The organism is Pseudarthrobacter sulfonivorans, assembly GCF_001484605.1.
GTDB classification, from domain to species: domain Bacteria; phylum Actinomycetota; class Actinomycetes; order Actinomycetales; family Micrococcaceae; genus Arthrobacter; species Arthrobacter sulfonivorans_A.
In genome coordinates, this window is record NZ_CP013747.1 from 1,007,896 (window position 1) to 1,025,733 (window position 17,838).

Here is a 17,838-nt window from a genome sequence, read left to right on the forward strand (position 1 = left end):
TCCGGGGGTGGCGCTTTAGCGAGGGAGACTAAGCCTTGGGGCTTGCTGCAGACTCGACCTTAACCTTGCCGTCCACGATGTCCTTCTTGAGCTGGTCCAGTTCGGACTTCAGATCGGCTGGGACCTGGGAGTCGAAGCTGTGGAACGGGGCCAACTGGACGCCGTCGTTCGCCAGTGTGCCGACGTACGGGGTGTTGGTGAACTTGCCTTCCTTGTCTTCCTTGACCACGGTCTGTACAGCCTCGCCCATAAGCTTCATGACCGAGGACAGCATGATGTCCTTGTATTCCGGTGCAGTGAGGAAGCCATCGGAGTCAACCCAGATGAGCTTGACGTCCTTGCCGGCCGCCTTCGCTTCGGTCAACGCTGCGCCGGCGCCCTTGCCCACCGGGCCAGCCACGGGCATCACGATGTCCGCGCCCTGGTCCAGGAAGTTCTGGGTGAGCTGCTTGCCGACGTCCTGCTTGGTAAAGTCGCCGGTGAAGCTTCCGTCCTGTGCAGCCTTGTCCCAGCCGAGGACCTTGACACTGGTGCCCTTTTTCTCGTTGTAGTACTTGACGCCGTCGGCGTAGCCGTCCATGAAGATGGTGACCGTGGGGATCTTGATGCCGCCGAAGGTGGCCACGGTTCCGGTCTTGGTGGTGCCTGCAGCGAGGTACCCGGCCAGGAAGGCAGCCTGGGCGGTGTCGTAGATGATGGGCTTGACGTTGCTGAGCGGCGGGTTGTAGCCGAAGTCGATGATCGCGAAGTGGCTGTCCGGGTTTGCCGCGGCCTGGGTCTTGGTGGCGTCACCAAGCAGGAAGCCGATGGTCAAAGTGAGGTCGCAGCCGGCGGTGACCATGGCACGGAGGTTCGGCTCAAAATCGTTGTTGCTCTGGGATTCAACCTGGTTGACTTTGATGCCCAGCTCGGTTTCAGCCTTCTTCAGGCCCTCATATGAGGACTGGTTGAACGACTGGTCATCGAATCCGCCGGAGTCGGAGACGATGCAGCTGGTGTAGTCCGTGGCCGTCGCGGTGGGGCTGCCGGCTTCGGGAGGCGCACCGCAGCTGGTCAGCAGGAGTGCGGTAGCACCCATGGTGGCCACGCTAGCAACTGAACCGCGCTTAAGGTATGCACGCAGTGATGTCTTCAAGATTCCTCCAGGATGAAGAGAGATGCGCTACGACGTGAATTCAATGAGTGTCTGTTTCAACCCTGAAATTCTGTTTTCACTGACGGTCCGCAGCACTGCGCCGAAGCGCTCTGATAGAACCAACATTAGTGGCCTGCAGCACATCTGCTACCACATTGGAGCCGGATCCTGAGGATTGTTGAGAATTTGTTACCAACCAGTAGAAGACGGCGGTTCCGTCCTTTCCCATTAAGCGCGAACGGACACTTGGGGCCCGCCCGGCGGGGCCTCAAGTGTCCGTTCGCGCTGGTGGGGAGCTTAGAGGCGCACCAGCATCTTGCCGGTGTTCGCGCCGTCGAGCAGATCCATGAAGGCCTGGGGCGCATTCTCCAGTCCGTCCACCACGGTCTCGTCATACCGGACTGAACCTTCCGCCAGCCAGGCTGACATCTTGCCGAAGAATTCAGCGCTGTGCTGGCGCTGTCCGCTGACCAGGAACCCCCGCAGGGTGAGCTGCTTGCCGATGGCAAGGGCGAGGTTCCGCGGCGCCGGCGTGGGTTCGGTGGAGTTGTACTGGGCTATCGCGCCGCACATGGCCACACGGCCGCCCACATTCAGGACCGCCAGGGCAGCCTCCAGCTGATCGCCACCCACGTTGTCGAAATACACGTCGATACCTGCGGGTCCTGCGGCCTGGACAAGCTGTTCCCGCACAGGCCCGTCGTTGTAGTTGAACGCGGCGTCGAAGCCCAGTTCCAGGAGCCGGGCCACTTTCTCCGCGGTTCCCGCGCTGCCGATGACCCTGGAAGCGCCCATTGCCTTGGCGATCTGGCCCACAAGAGAGCCCACGGCACCCGCCGCACCTGACACGAACACGGCATCGCCGGGTTTGAACTCCGCCACTTTGAGCAGGCCGGCGTACGCCGTCAGGCCGGTCATGCCCAGCGCTCCGAGGAACGCCGACGCCGGCGCAAGGTCTGTGCGGGCAACCGAGGTTGCGTCTGCCTCCAGGACCGCGAATTCCCGCCAGCCCAGTTGATGGACGACGGCGTCCCCCACCTTCCGCCCCTCGGCCCTGGACGCGATGACCTCACCGATGGCGCCGCCGTCGAGCGCTGCGTCCAGAGCGAACGGGGCCGAGTACGACTTGACGTCGTTCATACGGCCGCGCATGTAGGGGTCCACGGAGATGTAGAGGTTGCGGACCAGGATCTGGCCGTCCTGAAGCTCCGGCAGCGGTGACTCTGCCAGCCGGAAGTTCTCGGGACCGGGACGCCCTACCGGACGCGAGGCCAGGCGGATTTCGCGGCTGGATGATGGCAGTGCCGTTGTCACGCTCATGCTGCGAACTCCAGGATCTTGATGTCCACGGTCATGTTTCCGCGGGTGGCGTTGGAATAGGGGCAGATCTGATGCGCTTTGGCCACCAGGGACTCGGCCGTGGCGAGATCCAGGGCCGGAAGCGCGATCTCCAGTTCAGCAGCGAGGCCGTAGCCCACGCCGTCGTTCAGGGCGCCAAAGTGGATCTTGGCCGCCACGGCTGAGTCGGTCAGGTCCGCGCGCTCCTTGCGCCCCACGAGGCGGAGCGCCGAGTGGAAGCATGCCGCGTAACCGGCGGCAAAGAGCTGCTCCGGGTTGGTTCCCTGGCCGTCACCGCCCAGCTCCACGGGGCTGGCAAGACTGACATCCAGCTTGCCGTCATTGGTGCGTGCGTTGCCGTCGCGGCCTTCGCCGGAAGCCAGGGCCTCGGCAGTGTAGAGAGTCTTCATAGGTGGTCCGTCCTGTTGGATGTGGATAACGGAAATCTTGGGCGCTCAGTGCGCGCGGTGAAGGGCTTCTGTGAGCCTTTCAAGAGTGGTGCGAAGCTGTTCCAGCTCATCGGCTGACAACCCGGCGGCGTCCGCAAGGTGCCGTGGAATCCCGCTGGCCTTGCTGCTGAGCGAGCGTCCGGCCGGCGTCAGGTGGACTGCAACACGGCGCTCATCTTCCCCGGACCGGCGGCGCTCCACGAGCCCCATGGCCTCAAGCCGCTTGAGCAGCGGCGACAGCGTGCCGGAGTCAAGGCCCAGTTCCTCGCCGAGCTCCTTGACGCCCTTCGGCTCCGATTCCCAGAGGACCAGCATCACCAGATACTGCGGGTACGTCAGGCCGAGGTCTTCCAAGACGGGGCGGTAGACCGCTGTTGCCGCGCGGGACGCGGAGTACAGCGCAAAACACACCTGGCGGTCGAGGCGGGGGGTTTCAGTCATACCTAAGACGGTAGTCCACAATTCAATTGCGCACAACTTACCGCGCCAATGAGACGCGCGAACGAGCAAATAACACCCTCAAAACCGGGATTTGAGGATGTTATCTGCCAGTCCGCGCGGGAGGTGGTGCTTAAGTGTCCGTTCGCGCGGGAGGGCGGGGCTTAAGTGTCCGTTCGCGCTAAGGGCTAGAGGTCGCGGATGGTCCGGAGGGCCGCTGCCGTGAGGACCTGGATGCCCAGGCCCAGGGCGCGTTCGTCCAGAATGTAGTCGCCGCGGTGCAGGTCATACTCTTCGCCGCCGGGGGTCTTCGTGCCCAGGCGCATCATCGCGCCGGGACGCTCGGCCAGGAACCAGGCGAAGTCCTCGCCGCCCATGGACTGCGGCGTCAGCACCACTGCGCCCTCGCCGATTTCGGCGCGCGCCGCGGCCTCGATGAGTGCGGTCTCGTGCTCCGAGTTGACCACCGGCGGCACTCCCCTGGTGTGCTCCAGGCGTACTTCCACACCGTAGGGCGCGGCCACCTGATGTACTACTTCGTCCAGGAGCTCGCCGGCGTCTTTCCAGGCATCGCGGTCCAGGCAGCGCATGGTCCCGGCCATGAAGCCGGTGCCGGGAATCGCGTTTGGCGCCGATCCGGCGGAGATATGGCCCCACACCACAGAGACACCGCTGCGCACGTCAACGCGGCGGGACAGCACAGCCGGAACATTCACGGCGATCTGTGCCAGGGCGAACACGAGGTCCTCCGTCAGGTGCGGACGGGAGGTATGGCCGCCGCGGCCGCTCAGCTCGATCCTGATGGTGTCCGAGGCGGAAGTGATGGCGCCGATGCGCGTACCGATGCGTCCGACGTCGATCCTTGGATCGCAGTGCAGCGCCAGGATGCGGGGCACACCGTCCAGGACACCCTGTTCGATGCAGGACAGCGCACCGCCGGGCATGGTCTCCTCCGCCGGCTGGAAAATGATCCGGACAGTGCCTGCAAGGGGGGATTCCAGGTGCATGCGCTGCAGGACCAGCGCGACGCCGAGCATGGCGGCAGTGTGGACGTCGTGGCCACAGGCATGCGTGACGCCATGGTTCTTTGAGGCAAACGGCAGCCCCGTTTCCTCGATGATGGGCAGGGCGTCAATGTCGCCACGGAGCGCTGTGGCGATGGGACCCTCGCCGATGTCGACGGTGAGGCCGGTGCCTTCAAGCCGCCGCGGAGCCAGTCCGGCGGCTTCGAGCCGCTCCACCAGCTTGTCTGTAGTGCGGAATTCCTTGAAGGAAAGCTCGGGGTGCGCGTGCAGATCCCGGCGGAAGTCGATCAGCTCCGGCAGGAGGGGTTCCAACCATGGCCGCACTAATGCGGTGGGCTCGGCTTCAGTAGTGTAATTACGCACTCATTTACTCTAGCGAGCGTCCACGGAATAGCGTCATCACGGCGGGCGCGTTACAGATTGTGCCGCGCCTGGACACTTCCGACCGGGTTACAGAACGTCGGTGTCGCCACTGGCCTTGAGCGCGTCAACGGCTCCCTTGACCCGCTGCGCGTGCTGCTTGGTGGTCACCAGGAGGGCATCGCCCGTGTCAACGATGACCACATCCTTGATGCCGATCAGGGCGATCACGCGCTTCGTGTCCGAAACCACTACACCGCTGGCGTTTTCAGTGAAAACCCGGGCGCCTTCACCGATAACGGTGACGTCATCGACTTCCCGCGCACTGTTCAGCCGGCCCACCGAAGCAAAGTCCCCGACGTCGTCCCATCCGAAGGTGCCCGGGACAACGGCAACATCGCCGGCAGCGGCGGCAGGCTCGGCCACCGCATAGTCAATGGCGATCTTGGGCAACGTGGGCCAGACGCGGGCTGTGACGGCATCACGTTCGGGAGTGTCCCAGGCCTGGGCGATCTCCTGCAGGCCCTTGAACAGCTCCGGCTGGTTGGCCTCAAGGTGCCTCAGCATCAGGGCAACGGGAGCCACGAACATTCCTGCGTTCCAGACATACTCACCGCTGTCCACATACTGCTGGGCAACTTCCTCGTCCGGCTTCTCCACGAACTCCACCACGGCCTGGGCGCTGGGCGCACCTTCGATGTTGAGTCCCTCGCCGGCGCGGATGTAACCGAAGCCGGTGGACGGGTGGGTCGGCTTGATGCCGATGGTCACGATCTTGCCGGCGGCGGCCGTGTGGATGGCCTCGCGGACGGCCTGCTGGAACAGGTGGTCAGGACTGATGACCTGGTCAGCGGCGAAGGAACCCATGATGGTGTCCGGGTCACGCTGGTACAGGATGGCGGCAGCCAGGCCGATGGCGGCGCCGGAATCCTTGGGCTCGCTCTCCAGGACCAGGTCCGACTCCTGGACCTCGGGCAGCTGCCGGCAGACGGCGGCCCGGTGTGCAGTGCCGGTCACCACGAGGACGCGCCTGCCTGCCAGCGGCTCGAGGCGGTCGTAGGTGGCACGCAGCAAAGTGCTGCCGGACCCGGTGAGGTCATGGAGGAATTTGGGAGCTGCTGCCCGTGACAGGGGCCAGAGGCGGGTCCCCACTCCGCCTGCCGGAATGACCGCAATAAAGCGGTTCAGGGGTGAATCCGGGCTTGTCACTTTGTCTGTACTCATCACGGCTACTTTAGCTGACGAGCCGTGAACTGCCCTTTTAGAACCCTCCGCCAACCCCCGCGGGCGCGCCATGATGTGGTGTTCGTCTCATCTGCAGGCAAAACGCAGGCATTGCGGGGTCACCAAGGAGTTCCTAAATTGAATAAGCTGTGAGCGAAGCCTAGATTTAGGCCTGAGCTACGAGTTGCTCTCGCAGCAGGCGTTCCCCCCGCGTGGATCTCATGCCAGCGCCGCTGTGTTGCAGGGAGGTTTATCAGTGCCGACAAAACCAGCTGGCACCTTGTACCGCGGCCGTGAAGGCATGTGGTCCTGGGTAGGACACCGGATTACCGGTGTAGTGATCTTTTTCTTCTTGTTGGTCCATGTGCTGGACACCTCATTGGTGCGTGTGTCCCCGGAGGCCTACACGGCTGTTATCGGTGCCTACAAGAACCCCCTTATGGCCCTGGGTGAAACGGGCCTGGTTGCCGCGATTGTCTTCCACGCCTTTAACGGCCTGCGGATCATCGCCGTCGACTTCTGGAAGAAGGGCGCCAAATACCAGCGCCAGATGCTGTGGACCGTCCTGGCCCTGTGGGTAGTTGTTATGGTCGGCTTCTCCATCCGCCACCTTTCCCTCGCACTCGGAGGTCACTGAGCCATGACTGCAACGATCGACAGCCCACGCAGTGGGAAAAACAGTAGCGGCAAAATCTCCCCCCAGTACCGCCGCACCGGCGCAAGCCGGGGCAACTTCGAAATGTTCGCCTGGCTGTTCATGCGCCTTTCCGGCGTAGTGCTTGTGGTGCTCATCTTCGGGCACCTCTTCGTGAACCTCCTGGTGGGCGAAGGCATCCACGCCATCGACTTCGGCTTCGTCGCCGGCAAGTGGGCTGACCCGTTCTGGCAGATCTGGGACCTCGCCATGCTGTGGCTGGCCATGCTGCACGGCACCAACGGCGTACGCACCATCATCAACGACTACGCCGAGAAGGATTCCACCCGACTCTGGCTCAAGATCGTCCTCTACGCGGCCACCACCGTGATCATCGTCCTTGGCACCCTGGTGATCTTCACCTTCAACCCGTGCCCCGTGGTTGACGGCGTTCCGCTGCCCGGCGGCTTCTGCCCCGCGTAGCCAGATCATCCGCTGCCCGCGGTGAGCCGCAGGCTGTATTTTGCGGTGCAGGCAACGCCCGCCCGTTGTTTTATAGCGAATTTTGAGAGAAAGAGCGCCCAAGTATGCAGGTCCATAAGTACGACGTCGTCATCGTCGGTGCCGGTGGCGCTGGCATGCGCGCCGCGATCGAGTCCGGTCAGCGCGCGCGAACAGCAGTACTGACCAAGCTCTACCCCACCCGCTCGCACACCGGTGCGGCGCAGGGTGGCATGTGTGCGGCCCTTGCCAATGTCGAAGAAGACAACTGGGAATGGCACACCTTTGACACCATTAAGGGCGGCGACTACCTGGTTGACCAGGACGCCGCCGAGGTCATGGCGAAGGAAGCCATCGACGCCGTGCTGGACCTGGAAAAGATGGGCCTGCCGTTCAACCGCACGCCCGAAGGCCGGATCGACCAGCGCCGCTTCGGCGGCCACACCCGCGACCACGGCAAGGCGCCCGTCCGCCGCGCCTGCTACGCAGCAGACCGCACCGGCCACATGATCCTGCAGACGCTGTACCAAAACTGCGTCAAGCACAACGTGGAGTTCTACAACGAGTACTACGTCCTTGACCTCCTGACGGTCGAGGAAGACGCTGTCCGCGAGGACGGCACGCCGTACAAGCAGAAGCGTGTTGCCGGCGTCGTGTCCTACGACCTTGCCTCCGGTGAGCTGCACGTGTTCCAGGCCAAGTCCGTGATCTTCGCCTCGGGCGGCGCCGGCAAGGTCTTCAAGACCACCTCCAACGCCCACACCCTCACCGGTGACGGCATGGGCATCGCCTTCCGCCGTGGCATCCCGCTGGAAGACATGGAGTTCTTCCAGTTCCACCCGACAGGCCTAGCCGGCCTGGGCATCCTGCTTTCCGAAGCCGCACGCGGTGAGGGCGCCATCCTGCGTAACTCCGAGGGTGAGCGCTTTATGGAGCGCTACGCCCCCACCATCAAGGACCTCGCACCGCGTGACATCGTGGCCCGCTCCATGGCCAACGAAGTCCGCGAAGGCCGCGGCTGCGGCCCGAACAAGGACTACGTCCTGCTGGACCTGACCCACCTGGAGCCGGCGCACATCGATGCCAAGCTCCCGGACATCACCGAGTTCGCCCGCACCTACCTGGGTGTGGAACCGTACACGGAGCCGGTTCCGGTGTTCCCCACGGCGCACTACGCCATGGGTGGCATCCCCACCAACATCACCACCGAGGTCCTGCAGGACAACGACACCGTCATCCCAGGCCTTTACGCCGCCGGCGAGGTTGCCTGCGTTTCGGTCCACGGTTCCAACCGCCTGGGCACCAACTCACTGCTGGACATCAACGTGTTCGGCAAGCGCGCCGGCATCGCCGCCGCGGAGTACGCCAAGACTGCTGACTTCGTGGACCTCCCGGAGGATCCGGAGGCCTACACCATCGAGCTGCTGGACATTGCCCGCAACGGCAACGGCGACGAGAAGGTGGCGGTGATCCGCAAGGAACTCCAGGACACCATGGACGCCAACATGCAGGTGTTCCGTACAGCTGACACGCTGAACCAGGTCCTGACGGATATCGAGTCCTTCGAGGCCCGCTACAAGAAGATCAGCGTCCAGGACAAGGGCAAGCGCTTCAACCTGGACCTGCTCGAGGCCGTTGAACTGGGCTTCCTGCTGGAACTGGCCAAGGTCATGACCGTGGCTGCCCTGCACCGTGAGGAATCCCGCGGCGGACACTTCCGCGAGGACTTCCCGGAACGCGACGACGAAAAATTCATGAAGCACTCCATGGCATACAAGGATGACCACGCCCCGGCCGACGGCTCGGCAGAGGCAATCGCCGGCATCCGTCTGGGCACCAAACCGGTTGTCTTTACCCGCTACGAGCCGATGGTGAGGAAGTACTAAGATGACCGCTGAACTTGCTGAGCCAGCCTCCAAGATCGAACTGCCCGCACACATCGGAGGCGGCGGAGAGATCCCCACGTTCGACGTCACCCTGCGTGTACGCCGTTACAACCCTGAGGTGTCCGAGGACGCCACGTGGGACGACTTCAAGGTGACCATGTACGGCACCGACCGCGTGCTGGATGCCCTGCACAAGGTCAAGTGGGAAATTGACGGCAGCGTTTCGTTCCGCCGTTCCTGCGCCCACGGTGTCTGCGGTTCCGATGCCATGCGCATCAACGGCCGCAACCGCCTTGCCTGCAAGACGCTCCTGAAGGACTTGGACACCACCAAGCCCATCACCGTTGAGCCCATCAAGGGCCTGCCGGTGGAGAAGGACCTGATCGTGGACATGGAGCCGTTCTTCCAGTCCTTCCGCGAAGTCATGCCGTTCCTGATCAACAAGGGCCACGAGCCCACCAAGGAACGCCTGCAGTCCGCCGAGGACCGTGAGCGCTTCGACGACACCACCAAGTGCATCCTCTGCGCTGCGTGCACGTCCTCCTGCCCGGTCTTCTGGACCGATGGCCAGTACTTCGGCCCGGCCGCGATCGTCAACGCCCACCGCTTCATCTTCGATTCCCGTGATGATGCCGGCGACATGCGCCTGGAAATCCTGAACGACAAGGAAGGCGTGTGGCGTTGCCGCACCACCTTCAACTGCTCCGAAGCATGCCCCCGCGGCATCCAGGTGACCCAGGCAATCGCCGAAGTCAAGCAGGCAATTCTCTCCCGTAAGATCTAATTCAGGTTCTTGCTTACGACGGCGTCACCCACCTCAGGTGGGATGGGCGCCGTCGTTGTTTAACACGTGACGGCACCAACGAAAGCAGCACGCGATGTCCCGCTCCGAAAAAGTCAGCTTCGAAGGTTCCACCGGCGAGCTCCTGTCCGGCATCATCGACGTCCCTGAGGGGCCGGTGCGGGGCTGGGGCGTCTTCTCACACGGCTTCACCCTGGGCAAGGACAGCCCGGCGGCGTCCCGGATGTGCAAGGCCCTGGCCGACACCGGCATCGGGATGCTCCGCTTCGACAACCTGGGGCTGGGCGAGTCCGCCGGCCATTGGTCGGAGGGCTCCTTCAGCCACAAGGTGGCGGACACCGTGGTGGCAGCCGAGTTCATGCGCAGCCAGGGCAAGGCCATCTCCCTACTGGTAGGACACTCCTTCGGTGGCGCGGCGGTGCTTTCGGCCGCCCGCCAGATCCCGGAGCTCGACGCCGTCGCAACAGTTGCGGCCCCGTTCTCACCCAAGCACGTGGCCCACGTCTTTGACGCCGCACTGGACAAGATCCTCAGCGAGGGCAGCGCGGAAGTGGACCTCGGCGGGAAACGCGTGGAGATCCGGAAGCACTTTGTGGAGGACCTGGAGAACGCGGACCTCACGGACTGCATCCGGCAGCTGCACAAACCGCTGATGGTCCTCCACTCCCCCACGGACAACACTGTGGGCATCGAGAACGCCAGCACCATCTTCCAGACGGCGCGCCATCCGCGGAACTTCGTCTCACTCGAAGGCAGCGACCACCTGCTGACCGGCAAGGGCCAGGCAGCCCGGGCCGCCAGGATTATTTCTGCCTGGGCCGACCAGTACCTCGACGCCGGGAAGTAACTGCCGCGCTGCCCTGGTGCCCGGCGCCGGGGCCCTTTCCGTCGCTGTGGCCCTCCACGGGTACTTTGCCGGGCTGGACCTGTCGGGAGCCCCACAGGGCTTTGTCCTGGCCTGCGTGTTCGCTCCTGATGTCCTCTTCACGGATGGTGGACCAGCCGGCGGACACGAGGTAGACCTGGCTGACCAGGTTGAACCAGATCAGCAGGCCGATGATGATGGCAAACGGCGCCAGGATGGGGTTCCGTCCCGCACCGGCCAGCAGTTCAGTGCTGAAGACCTGCAGTACGGTGGTGCCCACCGCGGCAAGGATGGTCCCCTCCAGGAGTGCCCGGCGGGAGAGCTTGAGCCCACCGGCCAGCCGGAACATGATGACGGCCGTGACCCAGTTGAGCGTCAACGGCACACCGATCTTGATCACGGTGGTCAGCGGACCTGCCACCGCCGGATCCAGCTGCAGAAACTCCGTGACCCAGCCGGCCGCCGTGCCGAACACCAGGGACGCTCCGGCGCTGATCACCAGGGCAACTCCCAGGAGCAGGAGGGTGCCGGCGTCGCGCAGTTTAAGGACAATCGGGTTGATTCTAAGAGGCGGCAACTGCACCACACCGCGCAGGCCGTCGCGGAGCCCGGCGATCCAGCCCAGGGACGTGATGACCGTAACCACGGCAGCAATCACGGCGGTCCAGCCGAGGCCATCCGGGTTCAGGAGGTCATTCGGATCAACCAACCCTTCTCCCCCGCCCACCTTCAGCAGTCCGGGCGCACTCTGGGCCACGCTGCCGATGATGGTGTCCAGCAGGGCCGGCTGGCCCCGCAGCACCAGGCCGGCAACGGAGAAACCCGTGGCCAACAGGCCGGTGATGGAGAAGAACATGTTGAAGCCGATGCCGGCGCTCATCAACGGGCCATGCTGGAGGTTGTAGTGCTGCCACGCGCGCATCGGGCGGAAGGCATTAAGCCTGGCCAGCAGCCACTGGAGCATCGCCAGCGAGCTGGCCACCGGGCCGCCGTCGGACCTTCTGGTTTTGCCCCACTCCATCCGTTTCTGAATGACGGCGAGCTTCAGACGGGCCTGTTCAGTAGGGAGCGGTGGCTCCGTTTGCGTCGGCGTCCGCGGCGAAGGACCCGCCGTCGTCAGTTTCGGTCCCAAAGTCCAACTCTTCCCGTAGCTGCCAAATGCCGTCGGCATCGTGCTCGTAGAGTCCCATGCTAACTACCGGGAACGTCGCCCGGTAACTTTCAAGCACCGTTTCGGCTTCGTCCAGGCTTTCGGGCGCGACATCGTGGGCGATCGTGACATGCGGATGGTACGAGAACGGCAACTCGCGTTGCAGCGGGCCGGTCTGGAGTTTTTCGTGGAGCTCCACGCAGGAGTCGAACCCGTCCTCCACGTTGATGTAAACCACCGGGGAGACCGGCCGGAACGTTCCGGTCCCGGCGATGGTGACCATAAACGGGACCTGCCGCCGCGCCACGTCGCGGACGTGCGCCTGCGTGGCTGCCCAGTCCTGGGTGGGCGTGGTGGTGACCAGCGTGATGTGCGCGGGCACCACCCCCGCCATCGGGTCCCCGAAGGAGGCGCGCCACCGTTGAAGTTCCTCGGCGATGGCAGGGGGGAAGCCCAGAATGACGCCTACGCTCATTCCTTCACTGACATTGCTGGCGGCCGACATCGAGCTAGCGGACGCCTGCGAGGCTGAGGGACGGCAGGAAGCCCATGCGCTCATAGACCTGGCCAAGGGTCACTGCGGCGATTTCCCTTGCCCGATCGGCGCCCTGGGCCAGCAGCCGGTCCAGCTCGGCCGGGTCAGCCATCAGTTCGTTGGTGCGGTTCCGCAGCGGCGTGATGAAGTCCACCATGATCTCCGCAAGGTCCACTTTCAGGTGGCCGTACATCTTGCCCTCGTACTCCGTCTCCAGCTCAGCGACGGACTTCCCGGTAAGCGTCGAATAGATGGTGAGAAGGTTGGAAACCCCCGGCTTGGCTTCGGCGTCGAACCGGATCTCGGTTCCGGTGTCAGTGACTGCGGACTTGATGCGCTTCGCGGCGAGCTTGGGGTCCTCCAGCAGCTGGATGGAACCGTGGGGCGACCCGCCTGTCTTCGACATCTTGGCAGTCGGACTCTGGAGGTCGTAGATCTTCGCGCTGGCCTTGAGGATGGTGGCCTCCGGCACGGTGAACGTGTGGCCGTAGCGGGTGTTGAAGCGCTGGGCCAGGTTCCGGGTGAGCTCCAGGTGCTGCCGCTGGTCCTCGCCCACCGGCACGAGGTCAGTCTGGTACAGCAGGATGTCGGCTGCCATGAGCGTGGGGTATGCAAACAGGCCAAGAGTTGCGGCGTCCGCGCCCGACTTCTGGGTCTTGTCCTTGAACTGTGTCATCCGGGACGCTTCGCCGAAGCCGGTGATGCAGTTCAGTGCCCAGGCCAGCTGGGCGTGCTCGGGGACGTGGGACTGCACAAAGAAGATGCTTTTGTCCGGGTCGATGCCGGCGGCAATGTACTGCGCGGCAACCACTCGGGTGCGCTTGGCGAGCTCGGCGGGATCGAAGTCCACGGTGATGGCGTGCAGGTCCGGGATGAAGAAGACGGCATCATATTCGGCCTGCATGTCCACCCAGTTGCGGACAGCGCCAATGTAGTTGCCCAGGTGCAGGGAGTCCGCCGTGGGCTTGGCGCCGGAGAGGATGCGTTTCTTGGTCGCCGGGGAAGTCGGGCTAGTCATGGGAAGAAAACCTTCGGGGCTTAGAGCCGGTAGTCCACTACCAGCGGTGCATGGTCAGAGAAGCGGGTGTCCCACGAGGGCGCCCGGTCAACCACTGCCGAGAATGCGGCGGCGGCGAGGTCCGGGGTGGCCATATGGTAGTCGATGCGCCAGCCGGTGTCGTTGTCGAAGGCCTGGCCACGCTGTGACCACCAGGTGTAAGGGCCGTCAACGTCGCCCGCCAGGCCACGGTGGACATCCTTCCAGCCGATGTCCTCGCCGAAGAAGCGGTCAAAATAGGCACGTTCGTCGGGCAGGAAGCCGGCCTTCTTGACGTTGCCCTTCCAGTTCCTGATGTCCCGTTCGGTGTGGCCCACGTTGAGGTCCCCCACGACAAGTGCGTGGTCGCTGTGCTTGGTCAGTTCAGGCAGGCGGGTGCTCATGACGTCCAGGAAGCGGTACTTGTCCACCTGCTTCGGGGTACCCACCTCGCCGGAGTGCACGTAGGCGCTGGCAACGCTCAGCTGCGCGGGGTTCCCCTCGGCGTCGGCCACCCTGAAGTCAGCCTCAACCCAGCGTCCGGCGGTGGCGAAGTAGTCATCGCCGATGCCGTTGCGGGTTTCCAGTGGCTCTTCACGGGACGCAATGGCGACGCCGGCGCGGCCTTTGGCCTCGGCTTCAGCGTGCAGGATGTGCCAGCCATCACCGAGCAGCTGGCGCACGATCGCGTCAGGGGCCCGGACTTCCTGGAGGCAGAGAATGTCCACCTCGCGGGGCTCCAGCCATGCCGCCATACCGTTCTTGTAGGCAGCCCGGAGGCCGTTGACGTTGACTGATGCGATGCGAAGGTGGTCCTTCTTCAATGCCGAGATCACCCGCACTACTCTAGTCGATGATGGTTCCGCTGACCGGGTCGCCGGTGCCGCCGGCAGCGCGGATCATGTCGCGGGCGTTGGTGGCGGTGATCTCGATGGTCTCCAGCGCGCGGCGGATCGTATCCTGATCCGCTGCCTCACCCTTGGCGCGTTCCTTCTCCACTACTTGGATCTGGACCTGGACGATCTTGAAGGAGTGGTCCAGCTTGAGGTCGCGGACTTCGTCCGCTTCGGTCCGCTCGTACACCACCCGGGTGCCGCCGTGGTCGGCCGAGGACGACGACGGCGCGCGGCCGGCTGCGCTGTTGAAGGCGTTCTGGGCTTCCGTCAGCTTCGCGCCGGCTTTTTTGGCGGCCTTCTGGATGCTGAACACCACAAAGGCTGCGAGGGCCAGCCAGAAAGCGGCGATGATGGCGACGACCCAGCCCACGACGTCGTTCTGGTTCGCGGCAAAGATCACGGCAACGATGAACGCGATGACAAAGACCATCATTCCCGGGCCACTGATCCGGAGCATGGAGAAGCCGCCCTTGGGCCGGCCGGACGGAGATTGAGTGTTACCCAGAGATCGCATGCGTCTATTGTCTCAAACGCAGCAGGGCCCCAACGCACCTTCCACCCCCGGCGAACACCCGGCCCGGGACGCTATTGTGCCTGATCAGGGCGCGGCGTAGCGTGAATCGGGCTAGGGGTGGAAGTTCATTCGTCTATCTGAGGACACATCATGAAAAGTCACCCGTTCAGGACAGCCGCGCTGGCCACAGCCATCATCTCCCTGTTGGGGATCACCGCCCCTGCGGAGGCGAAACCGGGCGCCGCTCCCGCCATTCCGCTCAACACCGGCCAGGAAGCCGACCCTGTCCACACCGGGGCCGGCGGATCCTTCAGCTACACCATCGACGATGACGAGCTCTGCTACACGTTGACGGTCCGTGATCTGTCCGCTCCTGCCACGGCGGCCCACATCCACGTCGCGTCCCGCAATGTGGCCGGCCCGGTTGTTATTCCGCTTGATGTGGTCAGTGGCACCGACTGGACGGTTGATGACTGCACCACGGCAAGTCCGGCCGTCCTGGCAGCCATCGAAGCCAACCCAGGCGACTACTACGTCAACGTGCATAACGCCGACTTCCCCGGCGGGGAGGTCCGCGGCCAGCTGAAGTAAGTTCTGGTTCCACTCCAAAAAGTCCGACGGCGGCCCGCACCTTTTCAGTGAAGGTGCGGGCCGCCGTCGGGCGTTGCCGGTACTCGAGTAGGGCTAAGCGATTCCCGCCTGGCGCTCCGCGGTCTCCACCACGTTGGCCAGCAGCATGGCGCGGGTCATCGGACCCACTCCGCCCGGGTTCGGGGAGATCCACGCAGCGACACCGGCAGCAGCAGGATCCACGTCTCCGGTGACCACCGCCTTGCCGTTGCCGCCGTCCACACGGCTCACGCCGACGTCGAGCACTATTGCGCCCGGCTTGAGGTCCGCTGCCTTGATCATGTGCGGGACTCCCGCGGCGGCGATCACGACGTCGGCCTGGCGGAGTTCGGCGGCCAGGTCAACGGTGCCGGTGTGCGCCAGGATGACCGTGGCGTTGACGTCCTTGCGGGTCAGCAGCAAGCCCACGGGACGGCCGATGGTGACACCGCGGCCCACCACCAGGACGCGCTTGCCATTGAGGTTGATGCCGTGCCGGGTGAGCAGCTCGACGCAGCCCTTGGGCGTGCACGGCAACGGGGAGGTCATGGGTCCGCTGACGTTGGCCACCAGGCGGCCCAGGTTCATCGGGTGCAGCCCGTCGGCGTCCTTCTCGGGATCCATGGCCTCCAGGATGACGTCCTGGTTGATCTGCTTGGGCAAGGGAAGCTGCACGATGTAGCCGGTGCACTCCGGGTTCCCGTTCAGCTCACGGACCACGGCCAGGAGTTCGTCCTGCGTGGTCTCCTCCGGCAGGTCGCGGCGGATGGACGTGATGCCCACCTCCGCGCAGTCCTTATGCTTGCCGCCCACGTACCAGGTGCTCCCGGGGTCGGAGCCCACCAAAATGGTGCCCAGCCCGGGGACGACGCCCTTGGCCTTGAGTGCGGCCACGCGTACGGTCAGCTCGGCCTTGATGGCAGCGGCGGTAGCCTTGCCGTCAAGAATCTGTGCAATTCCGGTTTCAGTGGTCATGGACTACCACTGCTCGTGCTGCGGGTACAGCGGGAAGTCGGCGGCGAGCTTGTCCACGCGGGACTGCAGGGCGTCCACGTCCGTGGCGGAGCCGGCCTTCAGGGCGGTGGCGATGATCTCGGCGACCTCGGTGAACTCCTCGGCGCCGAAGCCGCGGGTGGCCAGGGCCGGGGTGCCGATGCGCAGGCCGGAGGTGACCATCGGCGGGCGCGGGTCGAACGGAACCGCGTTGCGGTTCACGGTGATGCCCACGGAGTGCAGGAGGTCCTCGGCCTGCTGGCCGTCCAGCTGCGAGTTGCGCAGGTCCACCAGGACCAGGTGCACGTCGGTGCCGCCGGTGAGGACGGAGACGCCGGCTTCGGCGACGTCGGACTGGTTGAGGCGGTCGGCGATGATCTTGGCGCCTTCCAGGACGCGCTCCTGGCGCTCCTTGAATTCCTCGGTGCCGGCGATCTTGAAGGCGACAGCCTTGGCCGCGATGACGTGCATGAGCGGGCCGCCCTGCTGGCCCGGGAAGACGTTGGAGTTGATCTTCTTGGCCCACTCCTGCTTGGCCAGGATCACACCGGAGCGCGGACCAGCGAGGGTCTTGTGCACGGTGGAGGTGACGACGTCGGAGTACGGCACCGGGCTCGGGTGCAGGTCTGCAGCCACCAGTCCGGCGAAGTGTGCCATGTCGGTCCAAAGCAGCGCGCCCACTTCATCGGCGATGGAGCGGAAGGCCGCGAAGTCCAGGTGGCGCGGGTAGGCGGACCAGCCGGCGATGATGACCTGGGGCTTCTCTGCGATGGCCTGCTCACGCAGCTTGTCCATGTCAACGCGGAAGTTGTCCGGCTCCACCTGGTAGGCAGCCACCTTGTAGAGCTTGCCGGAGAAGTTGAGCTTCATACCGTGGGTCAGGTGGCCGCCGTGGGCCAGTGACAGGCCCAGGATTTTGTCACCGGGGGTGATCATTGCGGACAGTGCTGCGGCGTTGGCCTGGGCACCGGAGTGCGGCTGGACGTTGGCGTACTCAGCACCGAACAGTGCCTTGACGCGGTCGATGGCCAGCTGCTCGGCGATATCCACGTATTCGCAGCCACCGTAGTAGCGGCGGCCCGGGTATCCCTCGGCGTACTTGTTGGTCAGGACAGAGCCCTGGGCTTCCATCACGGCGCGAGGGGCAAAGTTTTCGGAAGCGATCATTTCCAGGGTGCCGCGCTGGCGGCCAAGTTCCTGGCTGAGGACTGCTGCGATTTCGGGGTCGAGCTCGGCCAGCGACTGGTTGCTGACGGCGGCTGTTGTGGTGGCGGTAGTAGTCACGAAAAACTCCTGGCTAGGGATACGGGCACTGCTAAGGTCAGGCTACCGGCTGGCGCACCTCACCGCCCCTTGATGACAGGGCGTGAAAGCGAACCGCATCCTCAGAGGGTGCAGTTCCGGTAAGACATGACCCTCGGCCCAGGCGTACGATCCGTGGTCTTCGT

Annotated in this window: 19 protein-coding genes; 6 read left to right on the plus strand and 13 right to left on the minus strand. The window is 64.4% G+C overall.

Annotated elements, in window-relative coordinates:
* Positions 1-28: 28 nt before the first annotated feature.
* The 6 genes from AU252_RS04435 to AU252_RS04460 all read right to left on the minus strand — a co-directional run bounded on the left by AU252_RS04435 (position 29) and on the right by AU252_RS04460 (position 5,969).
* A complete protein-coding gene (locus AU252_RS04435; RefSeq protein WP_058929678.1) occupies positions 29-1,135 on the minus strand; it encodes a BMP family lipoprotein in 1,107 nt (368 codons plus the stop codon).
* Positions 1,136-1,432: 297 nt separating this feature from the next.
* Positions 1,433-2,455, minus strand: a complete 1,023-nt coding sequence (locus AU252_RS04440) for an NADP-dependent oxidoreductase (protein ID WP_058929679.1) — start codon at positions 2,453-2,455, stop codon at positions 1,433-1,435.
* Positions 2,452-2,883 carry an organic hydroperoxide resistance protein gene (locus AU252_RS04445; RefSeq protein ID WP_058929680.1) on the minus strand — a complete coding sequence of 144 codons (432 nt, stop codon included), beginning with the start codon at positions 2,881-2,883 and terminating at the stop codon, positions 2,452-2,454. The genes AU252_RS04440 and AU252_RS04445 overlap by 4 nt, the downstream gene beginning before the upstream one ends.
* 45 nt (positions 2,884-2,928) lie before the next feature.
* The gene (locus AU252_RS04450; protein ID WP_058929681.1) at positions 2,929-3,363 is read right to left on the minus strand and encodes a MarR family winged helix-turn-helix transcriptional regulator; all 435 of its coding nucleotides are present in this window, start codon (positions 3,361-3,363) and stop codon (positions 2,929-2,931) included.
* 185 nt (positions 3,364-3,548) lie between these two features.
* A complete protein-coding gene (locus AU252_RS04455) occupies positions 3,549-4,748 on the minus strand; it encodes an amidohydrolase (RefSeq protein WP_058929682.1) in 1,200 nt (399 codons plus the stop codon).
* Between the two features lie 87 nt (positions 4,749-4,835).
* Positions 4,836-5,969 carry a mannose-1-phosphate guanylyltransferase gene (locus AU252_RS04460; RefSeq protein WP_058929683.1) on the minus strand — a complete coding sequence of 378 codons (1,134 nt, stop codon included), beginning with the start codon at positions 5,967-5,969 and terminating at the stop codon, positions 4,836-4,838.
* 256 nt (positions 5,970-6,225) lie between these two features.
* On the opposite strand from AU252_RS04460, the gene sdhC reads away from it, so the two are divergent.
* From sdhC to AU252_RS04485, 5 genes are all read left to right on the plus strand, one after another.
* Positions 6,226-6,606: a succinate dehydrogenase, cytochrome b556 subunit gene (sdhC, locus tag AU252_RS04465; RefSeq protein WP_082576094.1), complete on the plus strand. Its 381-nt coding sequence runs from the start codon at positions 6,226-6,228 to the stop codon at positions 6,604-6,606.
* Positions 6,607-6,609: 3 nt separating this feature from the next.
* A complete protein-coding gene (locus AU252_RS04470) occupies positions 6,610-7,086 on the plus strand; it encodes a succinate dehydrogenase hydrophobic membrane anchor subunit (protein ID WP_056347273.1) in 477 nt (158 codons plus the stop codon).
* Positions 7,087-7,190: 104 nt separating this feature from the next.
* A complete protein-coding gene (gene sdhA, locus AU252_RS04475) occupies positions 7,191-8,990 on the plus strand; it encodes a succinate dehydrogenase flavoprotein subunit (protein WP_058929684.1) in 1,800 nt (599 codons plus the stop codon).
* Position 8,991: 1 nt separating this feature from the next.
* Positions 8,992-9,774 carry a succinate dehydrogenase iron-sulfur subunit gene (locus tag AU252_RS04480; protein WP_058929685.1) on the plus strand — a complete coding sequence of 261 codons (783 nt, stop codon included), beginning with the start codon at positions 8,992-8,994 and terminating at the stop codon, positions 9,772-9,774.
* A gap of 94 nt (positions 9,775-9,868) precedes the next feature.
* Complete coding sequence (locus AU252_RS04485; protein ID WP_058929686.1) at positions 9,869-10,639, plus strand: alpha/beta hydrolase family protein; 771 nt, start codon at positions 9,869-9,871, stop codon at positions 10,637-10,639.
* Here AU252_RS04485 and AU252_RS04490 read toward each other — a convergent pair.
* The 5 genes from AU252_RS04490 to AU252_RS04510 are packed head-to-tail and all read right to left on the minus strand — an operon-like array spanning position 10,596 to position 14,788.
* Positions 10,596-11,678: a YihY/virulence factor BrkB family protein gene (locus AU252_RS04490; protein WP_083510256.1), complete on the minus strand. Its 1,083-nt coding sequence runs from the start codon at positions 11,676-11,678 to the stop codon at positions 10,596-10,598. The genes AU252_RS04485 and AU252_RS04490 overlap by 44 nt on opposite strands.
* A gap of 37 nt (positions 11,679-11,715) precedes the next feature.
* A complete protein-coding gene (locus AU252_RS04495; RefSeq protein ID WP_058929688.1) occupies positions 11,716-12,312 on the minus strand; it encodes a 2'-5' RNA ligase family protein in 597 nt (198 codons plus the stop codon).
* 4 nt (positions 12,313-12,316) lie between these two features.
* Positions 12,317-13,360 carry a tryptophan--tRNA ligase gene (gene trpS, locus AU252_RS04500; RefSeq protein ID WP_058929689.1) on the minus strand — a complete coding sequence of 348 codons (1,044 nt, stop codon included), beginning with the start codon at positions 13,358-13,360 and terminating at the stop codon, positions 12,317-12,319.
* A 20-nt stretch (positions 13,361-13,380) separates the two neighbouring features.
* Positions 13,381-14,214: an exodeoxyribonuclease III gene (locus tag AU252_RS04505; RefSeq protein ID WP_058932745.1), complete on the minus strand. Its 834-nt coding sequence runs from the start codon at positions 14,212-14,214 to the stop codon at positions 13,381-13,383.
* A 10-nt stretch (positions 14,215-14,224) separates the two neighbouring features.
* Complete coding sequence (locus AU252_RS04510) at positions 14,225-14,788, minus strand: hypothetical protein (RefSeq protein ID WP_058929690.1); 564 nt, start codon at positions 14,786-14,788, stop codon at positions 14,225-14,227.
* 150 nt (positions 14,789-14,938) lie between these two features.
* Here AU252_RS04510 and AU252_RS04515 point away from each other — a divergent pair, with 150 nt between their 5' ends.
* Positions 14,939-15,379 carry a CHRD domain-containing protein gene (locus AU252_RS04515; protein ID WP_058929691.1) on the plus strand — a complete coding sequence of 147 codons (441 nt, stop codon included), beginning with the start codon at positions 14,939-14,941 and terminating at the stop codon, positions 15,377-15,379.
* Positions 15,380-15,472: 93 nt separating this feature from the next.
* On the opposite strand, the gene AU252_RS04520 is transcribed toward AU252_RS04515, so the two are convergent.
* Both AU252_RS04520 and glyA read right to left on the minus strand, forming a co-directional pair.
* A complete protein-coding gene (locus tag AU252_RS04520; protein ID WP_058929692.1) occupies positions 15,473-16,372 on the minus strand; it encodes a bifunctional methylenetetrahydrofolate dehydrogenase/methenyltetrahydrofolate cyclohydrolase in 900 nt (299 codons plus the stop codon).
* 3 nt (positions 16,373-16,375) lie between these two features.
* Entirely contained in the window at positions 16,376-17,674 is a 1,299-nt protein-coding gene (gene glyA / locus AU252_RS04525) for a serine hydroxymethyltransferase (RefSeq protein ID WP_058929693.1), read from the minus strand.
* Between the last annotated feature and the right edge of the window lie 164 nt (positions 17,675-17,838).